19 protein-coding genes and 3 tRNA genes are annotated in these 21,355 nt (G+C 40.2%); all 22 read right to left on the reverse strand.

Annotation, left to right across the window (positions count from 1 at the left end):
* Window positions 1-28: 28 nt before the first annotated feature.
* Window positions 29-1,132: a nucleotidyl transferase AbiEii/AbiGii toxin family protein gene (locus VEB00_02640; GenBank protein ID HYF81914.1), complete on the reverse strand. Its 1,104-nt coding sequence runs from the start codon at window positions 1,130-1,132 to the stop codon at window positions 29-31.
* A gap of 16 nt (window positions 1,133-1,148) precedes the next feature.
* A complete protein-coding gene (locus VEB00_02645) occupies window positions 1,149-1,919 on the reverse strand; it encodes a DUF6577 family protein (protein ID HYF81915.1) in 771 nt (256 codons plus the stop codon).
* A 212-nt stretch (window positions 1,920-2,131) separates the two neighbouring features.
* Window positions 2,132-2,208 (reverse strand) — tRNA-Met (locus VEB00_02650).
* Between the two features lie 71 nt (window positions 2,209-2,279).
* Window positions 2,280-2,355, reverse strand: a tRNA-Met gene (locus tag VEB00_02655).
* Window positions 2,356-2,362: 7 nt separating this feature from the next.
* Window positions 2,363-2,451: transfer RNA gene (locus VEB00_02660), tRNA-Leu, on the reverse strand.
* Between the two features lie 110 nt (window positions 2,452-2,561).
* A complete protein-coding gene (locus tag VEB00_02665) occupies window positions 2,562-3,494 on the reverse strand; it encodes a Ppx/GppA phosphatase family protein (protein ID HYF81916.1) in 933 nt (310 codons plus the stop codon).
* A 139-nt stretch (window positions 3,495-3,633) separates the two neighbouring features.
* The gene (locus VEB00_02670; protein ID HYF81917.1) at window positions 3,634-4,062 is read right to left on the reverse strand and encodes a S1 domain-containing RNA-binding protein; all 429 of its coding nucleotides are present in this window, start codon (window positions 4,060-4,062) and stop codon (window positions 3,634-3,636) included.
* Between the two features lie 82 nt (window positions 4,063-4,144).
* On the reverse strand, window positions 4,145-4,450 hold the full coding sequence (locus VEB00_02675; GenBank protein HYF81918.1) for a septum formation initiator family protein: 306 nt from the start codon (window positions 4,448-4,450) through the stop codon (window positions 4,145-4,147).
* Window positions 4,451-4,633: 183 nt separating this feature from the next.
* A complete protein-coding gene (gene yabQ / locus VEB00_02680) occupies window positions 4,634-5,155 on the reverse strand; it encodes a spore cortex biosynthesis protein YabQ (GenBank protein HYF81919.1) in 522 nt (173 codons plus the stop codon).
* A 223-nt stretch (window positions 5,156-5,378) separates the two neighbouring features.
* Window positions 5,379-5,666, reverse strand: coding sequence for a sporulation protein YabP (gene yabP / locus VEB00_02685; protein ID HYF81920.1), 288 nt, complete (start codon window positions 5,664-5,666; stop codon window positions 5,379-5,381).
* Window positions 5,667-5,909: 243 nt separating this feature from the next.
* Window positions 5,910-6,149: an RNA-binding S4 domain-containing protein gene (locus VEB00_02690; GenBank protein ID HYF81921.1), complete on the reverse strand. Its 240-nt coding sequence runs from the start codon at window positions 6,147-6,149 to the stop codon at window positions 5,910-5,912.
* Window positions 6,150-6,220: 71 nt separating this feature from the next.
* Complete coding sequence (locus VEB00_02695; GenBank protein HYF81922.1) at window positions 6,221-6,502, reverse strand: HU family DNA-binding protein; 282 nt, start codon at window positions 6,500-6,502, stop codon at window positions 6,221-6,223.
* 194 nt (window positions 6,503-6,696) lie between these two features.
* On the reverse strand, window positions 6,697-8,175 hold the full coding sequence (mazG, locus tag VEB00_02700) for a nucleoside triphosphate pyrophosphohydrolase (GenBank protein HYF81923.1): 1,479 nt from the start codon (window positions 8,173-8,175) through the stop codon (window positions 6,697-6,699).
* A gap of 117 nt (window positions 8,176-8,292) precedes the next feature.
* The gene (locus VEB00_02705) at window positions 8,293-9,894 is read right to left on the reverse strand and encodes a polysaccharide biosynthesis protein (protein ID HYF81924.1); all 1,602 of its coding nucleotides are present in this window, start codon (window positions 9,892-9,894) and stop codon (window positions 8,293-8,295) included.
* A gap of 269 nt (window positions 9,895-10,163) precedes the next feature.
* The gene (gene spoVT / locus VEB00_02710; GenBank protein HYF81925.1) at window positions 10,164-10,721 is read right to left on the reverse strand and encodes a stage V sporulation protein T; all 558 of its coding nucleotides are present in this window, start codon (window positions 10,719-10,721) and stop codon (window positions 10,164-10,166) included.
* Window positions 10,722-10,928: 207 nt separating this feature from the next.
* Entirely contained in the window at window positions 10,929-11,900 is a 972-nt protein-coding gene (locus VEB00_02715) for a peptidylprolyl isomerase (protein ID HYF81926.1), read from the reverse strand.
* Between the two features lie 63 nt (window positions 11,901-11,963).
* The gene (gene mfd / locus VEB00_02720; protein ID HYF81927.1) at window positions 11,964-15,491 is read right to left on the reverse strand and encodes a transcription-repair coupling factor; all 3,528 of its coding nucleotides are present in this window, start codon (window positions 15,489-15,491) and stop codon (window positions 11,964-11,966) included.
* A 133-nt stretch (window positions 15,492-15,624) separates the two neighbouring features.
* Entirely contained in the window at window positions 15,625-16,191 is a 567-nt protein-coding gene (gene pth, locus VEB00_02725; GenBank protein ID HYF81928.1) for an aminoacyl-tRNA hydrolase, read from the reverse strand.
* 141 nt (window positions 16,192-16,332) lie between these two features.
* Window positions 16,333-17,280, reverse strand: a complete 948-nt coding sequence (locus VEB00_02730; protein ID HYF81929.1) for a ribose-phosphate diphosphokinase — start codon at window positions 17,278-17,280, stop codon at window positions 16,333-16,335.
* Between the two features lie 23 nt (window positions 17,281-17,303).
* Window positions 17,304-18,674, reverse strand: coding sequence for a bifunctional UDP-N-acetylglucosamine diphosphorylase/glucosamine-1-phosphate N-acetyltransferase GlmU (gene glmU, locus VEB00_02735; GenBank protein ID HYF81930.1), 1,371 nt, complete (start codon window positions 18,672-18,674; stop codon window positions 17,304-17,306).
* Window positions 18,675-18,910: 236 nt separating this feature from the next.
* On the reverse strand, window positions 18,911-19,753 hold the full coding sequence (nadC, locus tag VEB00_02740) for a carboxylating nicotinate-nucleotide diphosphorylase (GenBank protein ID HYF81931.1): 843 nt from the start codon (window positions 19,751-19,753) through the stop codon (window positions 18,911-18,913).
* 38 nt (window positions 19,754-19,791) lie between these two features.
* The gene (gene nadB / locus VEB00_02745; protein ID HYF81932.1) at window positions 19,792-21,351 is read right to left on the reverse strand and encodes an L-aspartate oxidase; all 1,560 of its coding nucleotides are present in this window, start codon (window positions 21,349-21,351) and stop codon (window positions 19,792-19,794) included.
* Window positions 21,352-21,355: the final 4 nt, after the last annotated feature.

The following is a 21,355-nucleotide window of genomic DNA, read 5'->3' on the forward strand; positions in this document are numbered from 1 at the left end:
CAAACTTCTTGCTGATCTCTCAATCGGGCTATAATGTCAAACCTGTCCCTGGTCCAATTACAAGCTTCTTTTTTTCTAGAGGTACTCTTTCATATAACTCGACTGCTTTGAACCAATAATAAAATGCTTGAATATCCGTCTTCTTTAGCTTATTAAGCTTATTGAATTCAGTATTACTAATACTTAACGCCCCAATGTCTTCATTCCCATTGAATTTTTTAATATCCGTCTTATCATTAATTAGCTGCATTGAAAGATATGCTGCCTTGGATGCACATTGTATTGCCGTGTCAAGATTGAAGGATGAGCCAAATATATAAGGTTTCATTTTGCTTATACCGGCCAATAATTCATTATAATGCTCAGTTTCCTTCTTGCCCCTGTATGCGATGACAGTCGCTGTATGAAAGATATCATTCAATACTGATTCAGAATCCGATTTAATACCTCGATACTTAATTTCCTGAGCTACTATTTTATCAAATGTGCCTTTTACGATATTTACATCTTTAACAATATCAAATAGATTAGCAATATCAAAGAGCTGCTTGATAATCTCCAATTCTTTTTTCACACCATATCTAATTCCTGTTGTGTTAGGGGCAAATGCAGTAAGCTTGTCCCCTAAAATACAGTCTATTGTAGGAACTTTAACTTCTGTTCTTCCAGCATCCATCTGTAAAAGTTGAGAGTACACCGGCACATTAATAGTCTGCAAATATAAATTTTCTTCATACAGGATATCAAGAAGTATATACTCTGTTTTGTTTGATATTTTGGAATGATAATTGAACTTATAATGTGCTTTTGGAATGTCTCCATGCATATTCCTTTCGTGTTTTTCATATTCCTCAAACACTCCAAAATCTATAACTTTTTTGAATACCTCATCCATAGCATCCCTGTTTTTAGGAGTTACAATAATGTCTATATCAATTGATAATCGTTTTAGCTCTCTTAAAAGAAGGATTAATGAAGTCCCTCCTTTGAATATAAAATCCAAGCCACTTACTTTTAGCTGTTCAAGAAGAGTAAGTGCAAATATAACCTTCTCCATCAGTATCGGATCACTCTTGTATTTCTGTTGGATACCACAAATCCATTCTGCTGAATATGACTCCTTAAGTATCATATGTGTCTTCCTTTCATTAATATCTCAATACACTCGTTTGTCCTTCAATAAAGGCTTCCAACCTATCTTTACATTTTCTTCTTCCGGCATATCTATATAAGTTTGAAAATGAGACTTTATAATACCTGAACATGTTCTCAAATATATTGATAAGTTCCTGCCCTTGATATGGGTAGAAGAAATCTTCTTCAGCAAATAAATCAACAAGAATCTTCTCTGCTCTGGGTATAGTTATAGACATGCCTTTTGATACAGGTGCCTGCGAAATCAGCTTTTTTATTACCATACTATCTTTACTCTCAAATACATACCGTTCCAATTCCTTATATGTTGGCTTAATATATATATTTTCAAATTCAGACTTCAGATAATTAAATACTGACTCTTCTGTGCCATTCTCAACCTCAATAATAGTAAAAAATCTACCCGGCTGATGCACCATAAACTCGTTCAACCAACTTGTTTCCCAAACGCATGCATCCAGATAAGGGAACTGTTTTCTCAGCCTTGAATACACATCTTCTAATTTCTGCGAAATTGCCGGCTGATATATTTTGTTTTTAATCATTATCGTGTTGTTATCAAGGCAATCATATAATGTAAAGATCCCCCTATCTAGTGCTGAAATTACCTTTTTCTTCTTTAAATCATAAAGCATCCATCTAAAGGTTGTCTCTTTAAGCTCTGGATAGAAATTCTGATAGAATTCCTTAAGTTCATTTCTCTTAATTATTTCTCTAGAGTAAAATGCTTCCTTAATCTGTTCAATTTTCAATCTGTCAGTCAAGTCCATCACCCCGATCAATGCATTGATTAGATATAATGTCACCTTTTGCATACAGTGACATTATATCTGTACTTATTATAACATTATTTCAATATTCTTGAAACAGATACTTTGTCACTCTTTAAAATTAGTGACAAAGTATCTGTTTCATAGAATCTATAATCTCAAAAAACTAAAAAACTCAGACCTAAGTCTGAGTGTTATAAACAATATGGTAGCGGCGGGGAGATTTGAACTCTCGACCTGTCGGGTATGAACCGAATGCTCTAGCCAGCTGAGCTACGCCGCCATATATATAATGCCTGTCACCTGACGGTGTGCACCACTAAGTAGCGCAGGCTCTGAAAAATCAATTTTATTTGGTTGCGGGGGAGGGACTTGAACCCACGACCTCCGGGTTATGAGCCCGACGAGCTACCAACTGCTCTACCCCGCGATGTTTTTGGTGCCGAAGACCGGAATCGAACCGGTACGGTCGGTAAGGACCGCAGGATTTTAAGTCCTGTGCGTCTGCCAGTTCCGCCACTTCGGCTTTCAAAACTTGATACCGCGTCTTAACGACAAATATTATTATATCGTCTTTGCCTTCAAACGTCAATACATTTTTTACTGGTATTAATACCCTTTTAGCCATCAAGTTTTTTATTGGCAGGCTTTGCCCAGAATATACTTTGCTATGATTCCTTCGAGATTGTCATTCTCACTTATAATTAGGTCATCTTTCTTCAAGCCTTCAATAAGATGATGCAATATGTATATACCTGCCGGCATCACATCTGCTCTTTCCTTCTGCAGACCTTTGACATCACAGCGGGCCTGGACGGGCATATCCTTTAGCGTCCTGAAGGTATTATCGATAAAATCAATATTTATAACTGTATTATGTACAATTGCCGGATCATATATGCTCAAACCGTGAAATATAGCAGCTACCGTAGTCGCAGTGCCGCCGATAGCAATTACCCTGTCTATCCTTTTTTTGCTAAAATATTCTAACGGCTCTTTAAAAAGCTCATTAAGCTTATTTTTCATATTTACAGTATCTTCATTGCTTATTGGGTTGCATGTAACAAACTGCTCGGTCATTCTAACCGCTCCGGCAGGAATGCTCACGGAGTAGTCGATTTTATCCTTGCTGCCAAGCACCAACTCGGTGCTTCCTCCTCCTATATCAATTACAAGTGTGCTTTCAAGAGGGTTCTCGATTTCACTCATAACGCCTTTCAGTCCAAGCTCTGCTTCTTCCTCACCGCTTATAATCCTGACATCCACTCCAGCCTGACTCTTTGCGTCAGCAGCAAAAGCCTCTCCATTTAATGCGTCACGCACTGCACTTGTTGCTATTGTGAATACTTCTTGTGCACCGTATCTGTCAGCTTTGTTCTTAAAGTATTTCAGGGCATCAATATTTCTTACAAAGGACTTTTCTGTTATCAGTCCTGTTTTTGAAACATCCTTCCCTATCCTGGTTACAATGAGCTCCTTCTCTTTTTTTGCTATGGAGCTGCCTACAATTTCACAGAGCATTAATCTCATAGAGTTTGTACCAATGTCGATAGCAGCTACTTTTTTCATTTGATTCTCCTTTTATTATTCCATTTTTATTTTGTTTAAACAAATAATAAACTGTCAGACCTGCTGACAGTATATTTATGCTATAAATAAATTATTTAATTATTGCGGTTTATTGAAAATTTAATATTGTCAAATAGCATTAGCTCTTTTGCGCTCCACCATCACTTTTCCTGTAACCACCGTTGCGTTTTGAGTCAGTATTTTTCTTAAGCTGTTGAAGTTTTTCATCGCTTTCCTTAAGGAATTTTGAAATGCGGTCTTCGAATGAATTTCCCTGATTTTTCCTTGACTCTTGCTCCCAATCAATCTCCATCGGCCTTACTATTCTCTTAATCACTTGGGCCTGCTTTATTGAAAGGTTGATTTTACCGTTTTTTTCAACAGATAGCACCTTAACCTTTACCTTGTCCTTTTCTTTAATAAAGTGCTTAATGTCCTTTACATAAGTATCTGCAATTTCTGAAATATGAACCAGACCCATTTTACCCTCTGGCAGCTGAATGAAGGCCCCAAAGCTTGTTATACTCGAAACTACACCTTCAACTACCTTACCTTCCTCAATAGGCATATAAAAAATACTCCTCCTTTAATAAGCAATAGAACTGCTATGGATATAATATATTAAAACCCTTCTGCTGTCAACATCGTACCTAATTATCCCTATTCTGTATATTATTATCAGCAGAAGACTGATCAATGTAGACCCTTTCCCCTGATTTGACAAGGCCCAGCTGTTCCCTTGCCATTTTCTCTATGTATTCAGCTGAAGTCGCATTATTGATCATTTCCACCAGCTTATCATTATCCCTTTTAACAGCTTCTATTTTCGTAACTGCGGCCTGTTCGGACTTCTTCAGTTCAGAAATTGCAAACTGCTGGTTTATTATTGTAAACACAGCATAACCCATAAAAATGACCATGAATAGATTTTTAAACCTAAGCTTCCGCTTTTTCATCTGCATCCCCTCAACATTCAACATCCACACTCTATGCTTAGCCCTAAGTGCATTCTATATAGTACATAGTATGTACAATTATTTCATATATTACCTAAATTTTCAGTAACCTCAAAGTGCCGCAAATATTTATATTCGACGGTGGGAAAAAAAATCCTTTAACATAAGGCTTTAAAAAGCAATTTAATTGCCTTTTCGATTTTTCCGTTTCACTATCAGACTATAATATTTTCTTGAGTCATCTACTATTTGTTTCGGCAATTTCCGCACTTTTCTTAACCTTATTTTTTTCCTGCCCAAAAATTTCGAAAGGCTATAGTAGCATTGGCACAGGAAGGAGTATAGCAGCTTTAATGGCAAAGCAGCAATGCAATTGGTTTTCTTAAAGAAGCTGGCGATATTCCTGTACAAGAAAAGGAATACCCCTGCAGCAATCCTCCCAAGCAGCTTTTCATATAAATAAAACCCAACAAGAAAGCCTATGAAGACATAAGATCTTATATCTCCGTAGCTGCTGGAAAAAACCGCCCATATAACCACCGTAAACACCGAAAAGAGAAATAGCATATCCCAAAATGAGGTAATCAGCCTTTCATTTCTCTTTTTCCCCTTTAAAACCCTGTAAATATCGTACAAAACGCCTATGAGTATTCCTCCATATACTGTATAAGAAAACACATAACTCTGGAATTGAACGGTTTCCACTGAAAGACCTCCTCAACAACTGGTTTTCGAGATATAAACGGCATAGTCAACTACATTGCCAAGCTGTAATTAACCATGCCGTTTTGGGAACAGTGAACAATTGCCCTAGTGCTTATTAACATAACATATTTCTCATCATTCAAAATGTTAATAATGCACATCATTAATGTTGTGCCCTGCTGCTATATACGAATACTGTTACAGGGCACATATATATTCAGTTTCATTTGAATATGTTGCTCAAAAAACTGCCGGTTTTTTTGACATCTATTTTGTCGTTGTATACACAAGAAATTATGTACCCCTCGATAAAAAGGTTGCCATCATCGACGCTCAGCCTGTTAATATGCAGATCTGTTCCTCTTATTGTGAGGCCTCCTGCTTCAGTATCCAATGCCACCGTATTGTCATCAAAGCTGGTTACATCCCTGACTCCGGTGATTATCAGCTTTTCCCGTCCTTCTATTGTAATATTGTGAGGTTTTGACTTTATCAGCTTCTTTTCTTCCATAAAAAAACCCCCTAGACATATATAATATTTATATGCTGGGAGCTTGCAAATATGTATAAATTCACTATAACGGCACAATAGTAGAATAATACGACGATACTGGTTGCGAGTTGCGCGTTACGCGTTACGAGTATTCAGAAATGCTTCGAAGCCCTGCCAGAACACGCGAAACACGAAACGGGACCACATAGAAGTGACCCTATGCTTGCAGCGCGCAACAAGAATGCGACAACGTCGCAATCTTTATATAATCCTGTACATTTCTTTAGCAGCTACTTTAGTTGCATTAGCGGATATGTCTACTATTTCTGCCTTTATGCTTTTTTCGCCGAACACAATCTCAATTATGTCTCCAACCTTCACTTCGGCACTTGGCTTAGCCTGTTTACCGTTAAGATATACCTTGTCACCTATGCAGGCATCCTTAGCTACGGTTCTTCTTTTTATCAGTCTTGAGTTCTTTAGGTACTTATCAAGTCTCAATGAAATCACTTCCCACACTCTTTATAGTGAAAAATCAGGCCGCATCGGCCTGATTTTTCTTAAATATGTACTTATTTCTTCTTATTTACGAGATCTTTAAGGTCTTTGCCAGCTTTGAATATTGGAGCCTTTGATGCTGGTATTTTGATTTCTTCTCTTGTTCTTGGGTTTCTGCCTACTCTTGCTTTTCTTTCTTTAACTTCAAAAGTTCCAAAGCCAACTAACTGAACCTTGTCACCTTTTGCAAGAGCTTCTTCAACACTTTCTATTAGTGCTTTAAGAGCTTTTTCTGAATCCTTCTTTGTCATTGCACTTTTTTCAGCCATTTTGCTGATAAGATCTGATTTATTCATTATTTTTCCCTCCATTTTTTATTTTGTAGGAAATATTTACTGTTTATGGATATTCTACCTCATTCGCAAAAATCCTTCTTTTTTTTCGCTATTTTTCATCTTTTTTTGTAAAAAAGGCTTATATTGAAGCATTTTGACAGCTAAAGATGCTCTTTTTTGAAATTTATTCACGGAAAGTGGTACATTATGGTAACTTATACTTTCCTATCAGTTATAGAAACTTGCTGTTTTGCTTCATTCCAGAGCTTATCCATCTCCTGCAAGCTCATTCTATCAAGTTTTTTCCCTGATTGCAAGGCTGTTTCCTCAATATACCTAAATCTTTTTATAAATTTCTCCGTGGTGGTTCTAAGTGCGAGCTCAGGTTGTATTTTCAAAAACCTTGAAACATTTACAACAGAGAACAGTAAATCTCCGATTTCTCCTTCTATTATGGCTGTTTCACCGGTTTTATATACTTCCCTGACCTCTTCTGCTTCCTCATAAACCTTTGAGAATGCGTCTTCTATGTTGTCCCAGTCAAAGCCTGCCAAAGCTGCTTTTTGCTGAACCTTGTATGCTCTCATCAATGCAGGCAGGATTTCAGGTATATCCACAAGCGTCTGCGTATACGTATCAATTCCTTTATGTTTGCGCTTTGATGCTTCCCAACTCTTTAACGCACCGCTTTCACTAGTTGCCTTGATGTCCCCAAACACATGAGGATGCCTTATAATCAATTTGTTTACTATATTGGTGATTACTTCATTGATATCAAATTCTCCGTCTTCTCTGGCTATTTGTGCGTGAAACACAACCTGCAGCAGCAAATCTCCAAGCTCCTCAACTATTAAGTCAAGTTCGTCCTTCTCGATAGCATCCAACACCTCATAGGTTTCCTCAAGAAGGTACGGTCTCAAGGACTCTCTCGTCTGCTCCTTATCCCATGGACAGCCTTCCTGGCCTCTCAAGCTTTCCATAAGATCCACCAGGTCGTCAAAGCTCTTGTATTTGGCCCCTTCTAGTGCAGGTGGTATATAGACGCTTGTGAGGTAATCAACCCATTCCAATCTATCAAGCTCATAAAGCGGTATCCTTACAATACGCTCCATGCCTTCCACCCCTGCTGCCCTTATGACACAGATTTCAAAATCATCCTTGTAGTAATCCATAAGCTCTAGCTTTACTTCAGAAGCTACCAGCCTGTCATATACTTGTGTGATGATGTTTCCGCATCTCTTATCAGGTTTCTGAACTTTGATGCTCAAGCCGTCAATGATTTTCAAACCATTGACCGGATCTATCTTCAGGGTGCTTAATATTACGTCTATAAAGCTAAGTGCAGGAATTATTCTCACTTGGATTTTCTCTCCAGCCTTTGCCGAAATAAGCTCCACACTTTTTTCAGCAACAAGGGGGTGCCCCGGTACGGCGTATACTACTTGGCCTTTTTCAATGCATAGGCTTATTATACGCTCGCTTATCCTCTCATAGGTCTCATCAAAGGATTCCCCACTGTCATAAATATCATCACAGCATGTAAAACTAATTCCCTCTTCTCTGATACGGTCTACTAAAGGATGCTTTTCCGTCCTCAGCACCAAGGTTTCTGCACCTTTTAAGATTTCAAGGGCTTCCAGACTCAACTGCCTATAGTCACCAGGCCCCAGTCCCACAATAGTTATCTTTGGCATATTTGATATTCGCTCCTTCTCTTTTGCTTTATACAGGCGAACACTGTTCGCCGCTACACCGGAACGGTGAGGGCACCGTTCCCTACACCCCGCACCTCGAACCTCGAACCAAATATTTTATAGCAGTCCTTTTTTCTTCAAAACGCTTGAAAGCCTTTTGCCTCCGGGAGCCATTTCCAGTTCTTCTGTGGCAATGCCTTTTATGAGGATTAGGACTATTGCATATATCAAAGCGGCTAAAGCAATGCTTATAAGTGTTGCCATTGCGTTACTCTCCAATAATTCGAATACCAGCCTATAGGTGAAAAATGCGGTCGCAACCATTGCGCCTGTTGCTATTAAAGGCTTTAATATAATTTTGACCAAACTCATACTGGACTTCTGATATCTCATTATTGCAGACAGGTTCAATATTGCTGAGATTGCATAGCCGCATACGGTACCTAATGCCGCACCTCTGATATTGATAGCCGGCACTGAAGTCAAGGTATAGCTTATTACAACTTTAACCAGAGCCCCGATTACCAGGTTTACTACCGGTATTCTCTCCTTGCCCATGCCCTGCAATATTCCAGTCATAGTCTGCACCAAAGTCAGGAAAATTACTGACATTGAAACGTATTGCAGCACCATACCGAGGGAAGCCGGCTCTGCCGGATACATAAGCTTCATTATTGGACCTGCAAGTATAAAAAGTCCAAAAGCAGCAGGAAGCCCAATAATAAGGCTTACTCTGATAGCTAACTCTGATTTTCTGGTGGCTCCAGCAAAATCACTCCTTGCTATGGATTCGGATATTGCTGGTACAAGGCTTGCTGCCAGTGCTATCGTGAACACTTGCGGTACATTAACAAAAGCTCCTGCCATTCCTTTAAGCTGTCCAAGCAGGCTGGTGGCTGCCTCTAGGGAAAAGCCTGCAGATTGCAGTCTATCCATGACTATGAATGTATCAAGTACTGTCATAACAGGCATGATGCTTCCACCAATAGTTATTGGTACTGCGAATACAAGAATCCTCTTAGCTATACTTGCAGCGGACTCCATTTTAAGATTGCCCGAACCGCTGATGCCTAGTTTTATTTCACTTCTCTTCATTCTATAGATATATATCAGAGTGAGAAAGCTTGCAAGTCCTCCAATAGTAGTTCCGAACACTGCTCCTCCGGCTGCAGCTTGGAATCCCAATGGCAGAAACATTATCGCGAGTACGAAGCCAAATGCCACTCTGGCAATCTGCTCAGTTACCTGAGATATGCCGCTGGGTGTCATGTTCTGCATGCCTTGGAAATAACCTCTGAATGCTCCGCTTAAAGATACTGTGAATACCGCAGGAGCAACACAAAGAACAGCAAGGTATGCTCCCGGATTCTTAACTGATGTTACAAAGCTCTCTGCGTTGAAAAACAATACAGCAGACAGCGTTATCCCCAAGAAGCCTATCAGTCCAAGTGCAACCTTGAAGGTTTTGTGTGCTTCGTCACGTCTTCCAAGCTCGACTTTTTCCGATACCAGCTTGGATATTGCAATTGGTATCGAATATGCAGAAATAGTGAGCATCAATATGTATAGGTCATACGCAGTCTGGTAGTAAGCCATACCTTCAGAGCCTATTATCCTGCCCAAAGGTATCCTGTATATGGCCCCTAAAGCCTTTGATATCATACCTGCCACTGCAAGTATCGCAGCCCCTTTAATAAATGATTGTTTTCTAGAACTCATTTGCGACCTCCCCAAAATAACTTACCCTAAAATATTAAAAGCCATAGTTTAGATTTCTGCCGCTAGTTATGATTCATATAGCTCTTCAAACATTACTATTTTATCACAAATGAAGGGCTTTATATAGCATATTTGCAAAGTGTTCATAACACACCAGCTTTAACCTGCATTATTAACCCTACCATTTAAAAATATACATTAATAGAGTGTAGTAGAACAAAAACAAAAAAGTAGCAGCCTTTAAGACTACTACTTTTGTCAAACCTTCATTACTGCTCCATTTGTTTTCCTAGAAAACTGGCTGCAGTTTCCGATATTTTGACTTCGAGTTCACCCATCTGTATATTAGGATCTTTAGAAAGTACTAAGACTGCTCCTATAGAATCACCTTGAGTCATTATTGGTGCTACAACGCCCGCAGTATATTTAGGTGTGCCTTCCTCATCAGCAGCTATGTTAATCATCTTGTTTTCTCCGGTTAGACTCAAGAGGACTGTTGCCTTGTCTTCCATTATCTTTTCCAAAGAAGCACTGACTCTTTTATCCAGCAGTTCTTTCTTTGGCACACCTGCAACCGCAATAATGTTATCCCTATCAGCTATACAAGTGATGTGATCCAAAGTACTATGCAGCGACTCTACATATTCTTTTGAAAAATCGCTTAGTTCACCTATTGGGGAGTATTTTTTAAGTATAACTTCGCCTTCCCTATCTGTAAATATTTCCAGCGGATCTCCTTCTCTTATACGTAGAGTTCTTCTTATTTCTTTCGGTATTACAACTCTTCCAAGGTCATCTATTCTTCTTACGATTCCGGTTGCTTTCAACTTATACCCTCCTTTTTTTGATTTACATAAGTGTCTGTAGTTGTTATTATTTTACCAACTACATTTTTTTATACACAATTTTGTAAATTATAGATAATAAATAAAGTACAGTGTCAAATGAGTTGTCAAGCCAATTCAAGGTAAAAAAGCCTTCTATATAAAAAAACAACTCCGTCCTCTAATTGAGTGACGGAGTTGCGCTTTTTATTACTTTAAATTTTTAACGAACTTTTCTATTTTAGCGTTCTTTCTCATTTCTTCGAGAACCTTTTCATATTCCCCGCTTTTCTTATCGCTCAGCATGCTTCCTTTAAGCTGTTCCTTAACGTCCTCGAACTTATCTAGCTTGCTGTCTTCAACCTTTATTATATGGAAGCCGAAATCAGTCTGCACGATTTCACTGATTTCACCTGGCTTTAATGCGAATGCCGCCTTTTCAAAAGGCTCTACCATGTCTCCGTGTCTGAAGTAGTCAAGATCTCCACCATTCTCTTTAGCACTGGGGTCTTTTGAATTCTGCTTTGCCAATTCATTGAAGTTCTCTCCTGCTTTTACCCTTACAAGCATCTTTTCGGCTTCTTCCTTGGTATCAAGCAGAATATGGCTGGCCTTAACACTTAAAAATTCATTCTGGTGAGTATCATAATAAGCCTTTACCTCTTCATCGGTCACTGCAATATTTCCAGTGAGCTTATCCGTAAGCTTGTTGACTGTAAGCTCCTTCTTTACTGATTGCTTGAAATATTCAAGGTCCATGCTCTGTCCCTTCAAGAACTCATTGAATTTTTCTTCTGAGTCAAAATACTTCTTGGCTTTTTCAACTTCACTGTTTACTTCATCATCAGTTACAGTAATTCCAAGCTCTGCGGCTTTCTTCATCTGCAGTTTTTCATCAATCAGCATATCCAAAAGCTTTTCTCTGGCAACATCATCGAACTTTCTTCCGTCAACCTCTTGCTCCCATACGTCAGTGCCAAACTGCTGCTCATACTGAGCTTTGAAAATTCCAAACATCTTGTTGAATTCCTCTTTTTTGATTGCTTCACCAGAGACCTTTGCTACTATCGTGTTATTGTCAACTTCAGGATTTACCCTTACCATACCGCAGCCGGCAAGAAATGCTGCCAGGACGACAAATGTTAAGGACACCAGAAGCAGTTTATACTTTTTGTTAAACAATTTTCCATCGCTCCCCTACTTGTAATTTAAATCATTATTGCCACTAATGGCATCATTAAGTAATTATACCTTATATGATTCATTCTGGAAACTACTAATTTTTTCTAAGAACTCCTTTAAGAACTTGATATTCTCATCAGGTTTATCCTCGTCTATCCTTATCGTAAAATATGGCTGTCCGCTTGCAGTAAAAAGCAGTCTGTTGATATACTCCCCTGCCACTTTGATTGCGGTCTCGGGTTTGATGCTTTTGTCGGTATTGAATTTTACTATGATATTATTTTTCTTTTGAGCTATAGATACTATCCCGCATTTTCGAGCCAAATGCTTTATATAAGATATGCCCAGAAGATTTCTTACCACCTCCGGCAAATCACCGAATCTGTCCTCAATCTCTTCTTCTATATCAAAAAGATCCTCATGACTCCCAATATATGCAATCTTCTTGTATATCTCGATTTTCTGATTCTCGTCCGTTATATAGCTTTCCGGAATAAAGGCACTTACCTGAAGCTCTATTGAGGTATCGATACTTTCAGTAACCGCTTCACCCTTAAGCTCTCTTACAGCGTCCTCCAGAAGCTTTATATAAAGATCGTAGCCTATGGCCTCCATATGCCCATGCTGCTCCCTGCCCAACAAGTTCCCTGTTCCTCTGATTTCCAAGTCCCTCATGGCTATCTTAAAGCCTGAACCGAATTCAGTGAATTCTCTTATGGCCTGAAGTCTCTTTTCAGCAACTTCGTTCAGTACCTTATCTCTTTGATATGTGAAATATGCATATGCAAGCCGATTGGAACGGCCAACTCTTCCTCTAAGCTGGTAAAGCTGAGATAAACCCATCTTATCCGCATCGCTTATTATTATAGTGTTTACATTCGGTATATCCAGCCCTGCTTCTATTATAGTTGTACAGACCAGCACATCATATTCAGCATTATAAAAGTCCAGCATAGTATCCTCAAGAGTCTTTTCATCCATCTGCCCATGTGCAACAGCCACCCGAGCTTCCGGTATCATCTCCTTGATCTTCGCCGCAACCTTCTGTATGCTTCTCACACGGTTGTGCAGGTAATACACTTGCCCTCCCCTTCCAATTTCCTTGGATATCGCATCTCTTATAATCTCATCATTATGCTCCATCACATAAGTCTGAACAGGATACCTTTCTTCCGGAGGCTCTTCAATTATGCTGATGTCCCTTATGCCTATAAGCGACATATGCAGTGTTCTTGGTATTGGCGTCGCAGTGAGTGTAAGCACATCCACATTCTTTTTCAGGCTCTTGATTTTCTCCTTGTGTGCAACCCCGAATCTTTGTTCTTCATCTATTATCAAAAGTCCCAGGTCATTGAACAGCAAGTCATTCTGCAAAAGCCTGTGAGTGCCTATTAATATGTCCACATTGCCGTTCTTGAGATTGGCAACTACTTTACTCTGCTCTGCGTGGGTCTTGAATCTGGATAAAACGTCAATATTGACCGGAAAATTGGAAAACCTCTGCACACAGGTGTTATAATGCTGCTGCGCCAATATAGTAGTGGGCACCAATATTGCGACCTGCTTGCCATCCATGACGCACTTGAAGGCTGCCCTAAGGGCAACCTCTGTCTTGCCATATCCAACATCCCCGCACAGGAGCCTATCCATTACCCTTGGATCCTCCATACTCTGCTTTATCTCTTCGATGCAGCGCAGTTGATCCTGGGTCTCCTGATAAGGGAACATATCCTCAAATTCCTTCTGCCACCTTGTATCCTCAGAAAATGTAAAACCGACAGCCTGCTGTCTTTCCGCATAGAGCTTCAGAAGGTCCACAGCCATAACTTCTATGGCTTTCTTGGCTTTTGCTTTAACCTTCACCCACTCAGCGCCGCCCAGCTTGTTCAGCTTGGGACCCTTGTCCTCCGCTCCGATGTACTTCTGTATCATGTCCAGCTGGTCTGTGGGTATGTAAAGCTTATCATTTCCGGAATATCTGATGTGCAGATAGTCTCTGACCATATTGTCTATCTTCAGCTTCTCTATGCCTATATACTGTCCTATTCCGTGGTTCTCGTGCACCACGAAATCCCCAACCTTAAGATCAGTAAATACATCTATAGCCTTGCCTTTTTTCTTGTCAGCAGTCTTCCGTTTGATTCCGAATGCTTCTCTATCGCTTATCACAGCATACTTGATAGACGGGAAGTCAAAGCCGCTGTTTAATATACCGGGCAGAATGATTATATGCCCTTCCTTCAGCTCGATGTCAAGCTCGTCCTTGTATACTGCATCTACATCCCTGTCCCTAAGATCGGAAGCCAAGCGCAAGCCTCTTTCCCTGGCTCCCGCAAGTATCAAAACCTTATACTTGCGTTTTTTCCATACATCAATCTCTTCCATAAGCATGTTCAGCTTCCCATGGAAGGGATGCATTGAGCGGCTTGTAATACTTATGGTTCTTTGAGGATTAAAATCACTGCTGCTCTTATACAAGGCGTCCAGGCAGACTCTTCTACTATCCTGCATCCTTAATAGAATATTTTCGTAGGTAAATAAGGAGTCAAACTGTCCCGGAAGAACTTCTCCATCCTCTAACAGCTGGTTGAAATGCTCCTGGAACTCAAGCCCTATGGTCTCGCAGCGCTGCTTTACCCTGGTAGGCTCATCAATAAAAATTATGCAATCCTTCAAATAATCTATAAGACTAAAATCCTTGCCTGAAAAATATGGTGAATATTTCTCAATCCCCTCAAAATGTATGCCCTGCTTGAGCTTTTCTATATCCTCAGATATTCTCTCCTTCACCTTTATGTCAGAAGCTTTCTTCTTACGGTCGCCCCCTGAGGTTCTGAGTCTTCCAGAGAGCTCTGCCTGTAAGTTTTCCGCAGCTGTATAGAAGTCCTCCTTTGACACAATGAATTCTCTCGCAGGAGTAATCCTTATTTCCTTTGCTTTGCTCACTGACCGCTGTGTTAACACATCAAAGTATCGTATTGAATCAATCTCGTCATCAAAAAGCTCAACCCTGACAGCATTCTGATGTATTGGAGAATAGAAATCTATAATTCCTCCCCTAATGGAGAACTGCCCTTTTCCCTCCACCATGTCAATACGCTCATATCCAGCCTTTATGAAATATTCCTTCATTTCCTCTATCGATACCGTATCTCCTACAGACAGCTCCTTCGCCATTGATACAAACAGCTCCGGAGACACTGCTTTAGGAAGTAATGCCTCTATAGAAGCACATATAATGCTGTTCTTGCCGTTAATTATATCATCATAAGTCTTTAAACGGTTTTGCATAACTTCATTACTTCTTGCATCAATTCTTCGAAATATCAACTCTCTGCTGGGCATTAAAGCTGCCATGTCCGCATCAAAAAAAGAAATATCCTCATAAACCTTTTTCGCCAACAAATCATTATGGGTAATAAAAAGGCATGGTTTTTTAAAATGTCTGCATACCAATGCTGCAGTTATTGCTTTCTGAGTGTCGGAAATCCCATAGACCTCTATTACATTCAGATTTGCTTCAAGAGACGAGAGCAGTTCATTAAGCTCTTCCATTTCGTAAAGCGGCTTCAGCATGTTATCAATACTCAAGTTTTCACCTCCCGGGAAAGGGTACCTAAAGAATATTGAGGTCGGATATATTATATATCGACCTCATACTTATTCGAACATTCCTATTGGAGTCTTGCCCTTTTAAAAAAGGACTATTCTCAAGAGCTTCCAATTATTTTTCCTTGTTATACTTGTTCATCGCCGAGCTTATATCATTTTTAATTATTTCCTCGATTGCCAGAGCTGACTTTTTCACAGCCTCCTCCATCAAGGGTATTTCCTCATCTGTGAATTTGCTCAGGACATAATCCCCCAGATCCATGTACTCCGGCTGCCTGCCAATACCTACTCTAATCCGCGGGAACTTGTCTGTATTAAGAATATATATTATCGATTTCATTCCATTATGAGTGCCTGAGCTACCCTCGGGCCTTATCCTTATCTTGCCTACAGAAAGGTCCACATCATCATATATTACTATGAGTTTGGATATTTCACCCTTGTACCAGTGCATAAGCTCCTGCACGCTTTCACCGCTCAGGTTCATATAGGTCTGCGGCTTTGCAAGAACCACTTTTTCTTGTCCTATCGAGCCTTCTCCCAGCACAGCCTTGTGTTTAGTCTTACTGATGCTGATGTTATGGGCGGAGGCAAAGTAGTCCAGCACCATAAAGCCTGTATTATGCTTTGTATATCTATATTTGTCTCCGGGATTTCCCAGACCTACAATCAGATACATAAAAACCTCCGAAGTATTTGTTTCGCGAAAAACATCTTTCATAGATTATTCATATTTCGCGCAAACATTTCCTTTATAGTTATTGAATTCGCGCTATACCCAGTGTAAATTCCCATGCGCGTTCAATATAATTAACTTTGATTAATCAAACAGCTTGCTCAAGGATAAACCTTCATATATTCTCTTTATAGCCTCTGCAAACAACGATGCAACCGACAATACTATTATCTTGTCCACCGGCTTGTTGGCAGGCAGCGGTATAGTATTTGTCACTATCAGTTCCTTTATTACCGAATCCTGAATACGTTCAAAGGCAGGTCCTGACAAAACAGGATGTGTGCAAGCAACATAAATGTCCTTGGCCCCCATATCCTTCAGCACCTTTGCAGCGTTTACTATGGAGCCTGCTGTATCTACTATGTCATCAATTATTATACAGTCTCTGTTCTCAATATCGCCTATGATGTTCATAACCTCTGATACATTTGGCTTTGGCCTTCTTTTATCTATTATAGCCAACGGAGCGTCAAGCTTGGTGGCAAGAGATCTAGCCCTTGTAACCCCACCAACATCCGGAGAAACTACAACTATATCATTGAGCTTTTTGTTTCTGAAATAGTTTACAATAAGCGGCGCTGCATACAGATGATCTACAGGAATATCAAAGAATCCCTGAATCTGTGGAGCATGCAAATCCATTGTGATAACCCTGTCAGCACCTGCTGCTTCTATCAGATTGGCAACCAGCTTTGCAGTAATAGGCTCTCTGGACTTGGACTTTCTGTCCTGTCTTGCATAACCATAAAAAGGTATTACCGCATTGATTCTGCCTGCTGAAGCTCTCTTCAATGCATCAATCATTATCAAGAGCTCCATAAGATTATCATTTACAGGGGTGCTGGTGGACTGAACCACAAATACATCTGCACCTCTAATGGACTCGTTTATGCCTACCCCTATCTCCCCATTGCTAAAAGTACTTACTTGAGCATCTCCCACAGGTATGCCAAGATTGAAGGCTATATCCTTAGCCAATTCTTTATTGGCATTGCAATTAAGGACTTTTATGCTCTTTCCATGTACATTCATTTCAACAGAAACCTCCCAAAATATTATTTGTTTTCTCTTTCGACTACCCAGCCCTCTTTGTTCTCCTGTCTTACCCTTCCAATGGCCAGACTGTCTTGCGGCACTTCTTTTGTCACTGTAGTGCCAGCAGCAATATATGAATTTGTGTTTATCCTGACCGGTGCAATTAGGTTTGCATTGCAGCCTATGAAGGAATTGTCCCCTACATATGTCCTGTTCTTATTCTTACCATCATAGTTCACAAATACTACACCACACCCCAGGTTTACATTGCTGCCCACATCTCCATCACCTACATAAGTTAAGTGGGAAGCTTTTGAATGGTCACCAAAGTTGGAATTCTTCATTTCGACAAAATCGCCTATTCTAGCATGCTTTCCAATTTTGTTGCCCGGTCTTATATATGCAAAAGGACCTACCGAGGTGCCTTCTCCTATGGAGCTTTCAAGTACTATTGAGTACTGTACGCTTACACCTTTTCCTATTTTGCCACCTTTTATTCTTGTATTAGGACCTATTACAGCGTCCTCTTGAATCAGTGTTTCTCCCTCAAGTATACAGCCTGGATATATAGTTACATCCCGCTCTATCTTTACAGAAGTCTCTATATAAGTGTTCTTGGGGTCTATTATAGTTACCCCTTCCAGCATGAGCCTCTTTGCTATCCTGCCTCGCATGATTTCATTGACCTCATTAAGCTGATACCTATTATTGACACCCATTATATCTTCAGTGTCCTTAATTTTATAGGCTCCAATCAGAAGTCCCTTTTTACGCATAATGCCTATAACATCAGTAAGATAGTATTCCCCCTGGGCATTGTTGTTGTTCAAATACTTCAACGCTTCCCTAAGCTCTTTCCCATTAAAGAAATATATCCCCGAATTGATCTCTTTTATTAGCTTTGTACTTCTGTCTGCATCCTTCTCCTCGACAATCGCTTCTACAAGATTCTCGCCGTTTCTGACAATTCTCCCATATCCAGTCGGATCTTCCATGTCGGATGTCAGTATTGTCGCACTGTAACCCTCTGCCCTATGAATTTCATGCATGTCCATAAGGGTTTCCGGTTTGAGGAGCGGTGTATCACCATATAGTATAAGTATATCCCCATCAATAATATACTTCTCTGCCTGCATGACCGCATGACCGGTACCAAGCTGCTTTTCCTGCATTACGAACTTCACGCCTGATATTGCTTTACTGACCTGATCTGCTCCATGGCCTATTACTACAACAGGCTCAGCATCGCCAAGCTTGCGGGCACAATTTATCACATGCTCTACCATAGGGGCTCCGCATACCTTGTGCAATACCTTGGGAACCTTGGAGTACATCCTCTTACCTTCTCCGGCGGCAAGTATTACCGATGTAATACTGTATACATTACTCAATATATCACCTCTATTTAGTGCTTATTAACATAACAGACTTCTATTCAATCAAAATGTTAATAACGCACATCCTTGATGTTGTGCCCTGCTGCTAGAAACGGATTCTATACAGGGCATATGTTATATTCCATTACTATTCTAACATAATGAATCCCCAGAAAAAAGGATTCCTGAAAAAAGAATAGCTTTAGAATAGTTTGCTTAAACAAAAGCAGACTATTCTAAAGCTGTTTGCTCTATAAAAACCTTAGGCTAATATCTAAAGCTTCGACAGAATTTGTAAGTGCACCTACAGAAATTATGTCTACTCCTGTCTCAGCGACAGCCCTGACATTTCTTGCACCCTCAAGCGCCATATTACCTGAAGCTTCAAGCAGTACCCTTCCCTTGGCAATGCTTACAGCCTCACTCATCATATCCAGCGTCATGTTATCCAGCATTACTATATCCGCTCCTGCATCAATAGCCTCCATAAGCTCCTTTATGGACTCCACTTCCACTTCTATTTTCAGTGTATGGGATACATTCTTTCTAGCCTCTGCTACTGCAGGGGTTATGCCTCCTGCCGCTTTTATATGGTTATCCTTTATGAGCACCATATCGGAAAGATTGAACCTATGGTTAAAACCTCCTCCGACCTTTACAGAGTATTTATCCAAGATCCTGAGACCGGGAGCAGTTTTGCGCGTATCAACAATCCTGGCCTTATAACCGGTGGTTCTGGAACTGAACTTATCAGCCATTGTAGCTATTCCAGACATCCGCTGGAAAAAGTTCAGAGCAGTCCTTTCACCTTTTAAAATACCTCTGGCATTACCACTAATAGCGGCTATGACATCTCCCTTGGAAACTCTCTGACCATCCTTCATAAAAGCTTGGAACTCGATGCTCTTGTCAACTATTTCAAATACTCTCCTGCATATTTCTATGCCGCAGACTATTCCCTCTGCTTTTGCTGTAAAATTTCCCTTTATCACGGTCTCTGCAGGTATGGTGGAGTCAGTTGTTACGTCACCCCAGCCCAAATCCTCCTTCAAAGCAATACTAATTATTCTGTCAACGGTCATATTATCCAGCATAAAACATCCTCCTATATGTATCCATAAAAGTCTTGATCCTACAAGTCGCTATCTGTCCTGTAATGGCTGCCGCAGCTATTTTTCCTTGCAATTGCGCTTTTCAATATAATCGATGCGATATAGGCCATATTGAGCGTTTCCATATCATTTACACTTCTCAAATTAGCTTCCTCCAAGTTGCCAATTATACTGTTTATTCTCTCTAAAGACTTCTCCATGTCAGGACCATTCCTCTCAATTCCCGCATGGGCATCCATCTGTTCTTTTATTTCTTTCCTTATCACTTTTATATCTATAGGCTTTCCTTGATTCTTGGATGTATTTGAAACATGCACTTCTTCCAGCTTCAAGCTATGTATTCCTCTATTAATGTCTCCTGCACATCTTCTTCCGAATACAAGACCCTCTAGAAGAGAGTTGCTGGCTAATCTATTTGCTCCATGAACTCCGGTATTTGCTGCTTCCCCACAAGCATAAAGGCCCTCTATATTTGTTTTTCCCATCAGGTCAGTTCTTATTCCGCCCATAAAATAGTGCTGTACCGGAGAAACGGGTATATAATCCTTGGTGATGTCCACCCCTTCCTTCAAGCACCTGTCATAAATAGTAGGGAACCTTTTTCTCAGATAATCCGCATCTTTATGAGTTATATCCAAGTATACATGGTCGCTGCCCGTCTTTCTCATTTCGGAGAATATTGATCTTGAAACAATATCCCTGGGTGCAACCTCTCCCATTTCATTATATCTAAACATGAACCTCTCATGGTTTATATTCAGCAGTATTCCGCCTTCACCTCTAACTGCTTCAGAAATCAGAAACCGGCTGCCCTCAAAAGTCGGTTTGTAAAAGGCTGTGGGATGGAACTGTACAAATTCCATATCAGTCAGCACAGCACCACTCCTGTATGCCATTGAGATACCATCACCGGTGACTACTTCAGAGTTGGTGGTGTTTCTGTACACCTGTCCTATTCCCCCGCTGGCGCAAATAATACTGCGGCAGTACAGCACCTTCTTTGAAACCTCTGTATCAATGCTTTCTGCGATTAATACCCCGGCACATCTCCCCCCTGACATAAGCATATCTATCACAAAACAATTCTCTTTAATAGTGATATTATCTCTTTCCCTGCAAACCCTGAGAAGTGAGTCTACGACTTCCTTCCCGGTGGCATCCCCAAGAGCATGTACAATTCTGAAACGTCCATGCCCACCCTCTCTTGTTCTGGTAAGGGTTCCATCTAAATTCCTGTCAAAGTTTGTTCCCAGTTGGCATAATATTTCAATATCCTTTGGAGCTTCCTCAACAAGTATATTTACCGCTTCCTCGTTGCAATGCCCAGCCCCTGCTTTTATAGTGTCTGTAAAATGATAAACGGGCATATCGTCTGCACCTATGGCAGCTGCTATTCCCCCCTGGGCAAGATAGGAATTGTTTTCATCCATGGTCTCCTTGCTCAGTATGCATACTTTAAGGCTCGGATCTAAATTAATAGCTGAATAGAGTCCGGCAACACCGCTCCCTATTACCACCACATCCCATTTTTCATTCTCGACTTTCTGAGTGTCGAAATTTGCTAAATATCTCAGAGGCATATAA

Source organism: Clostridia bacterium, from assembly GCA_035628995.1.
Classification (GTDB): Bacteria; Bacillota; Clostridia; order Lutisporales; family Lutisporaceae; genus BRH-c25.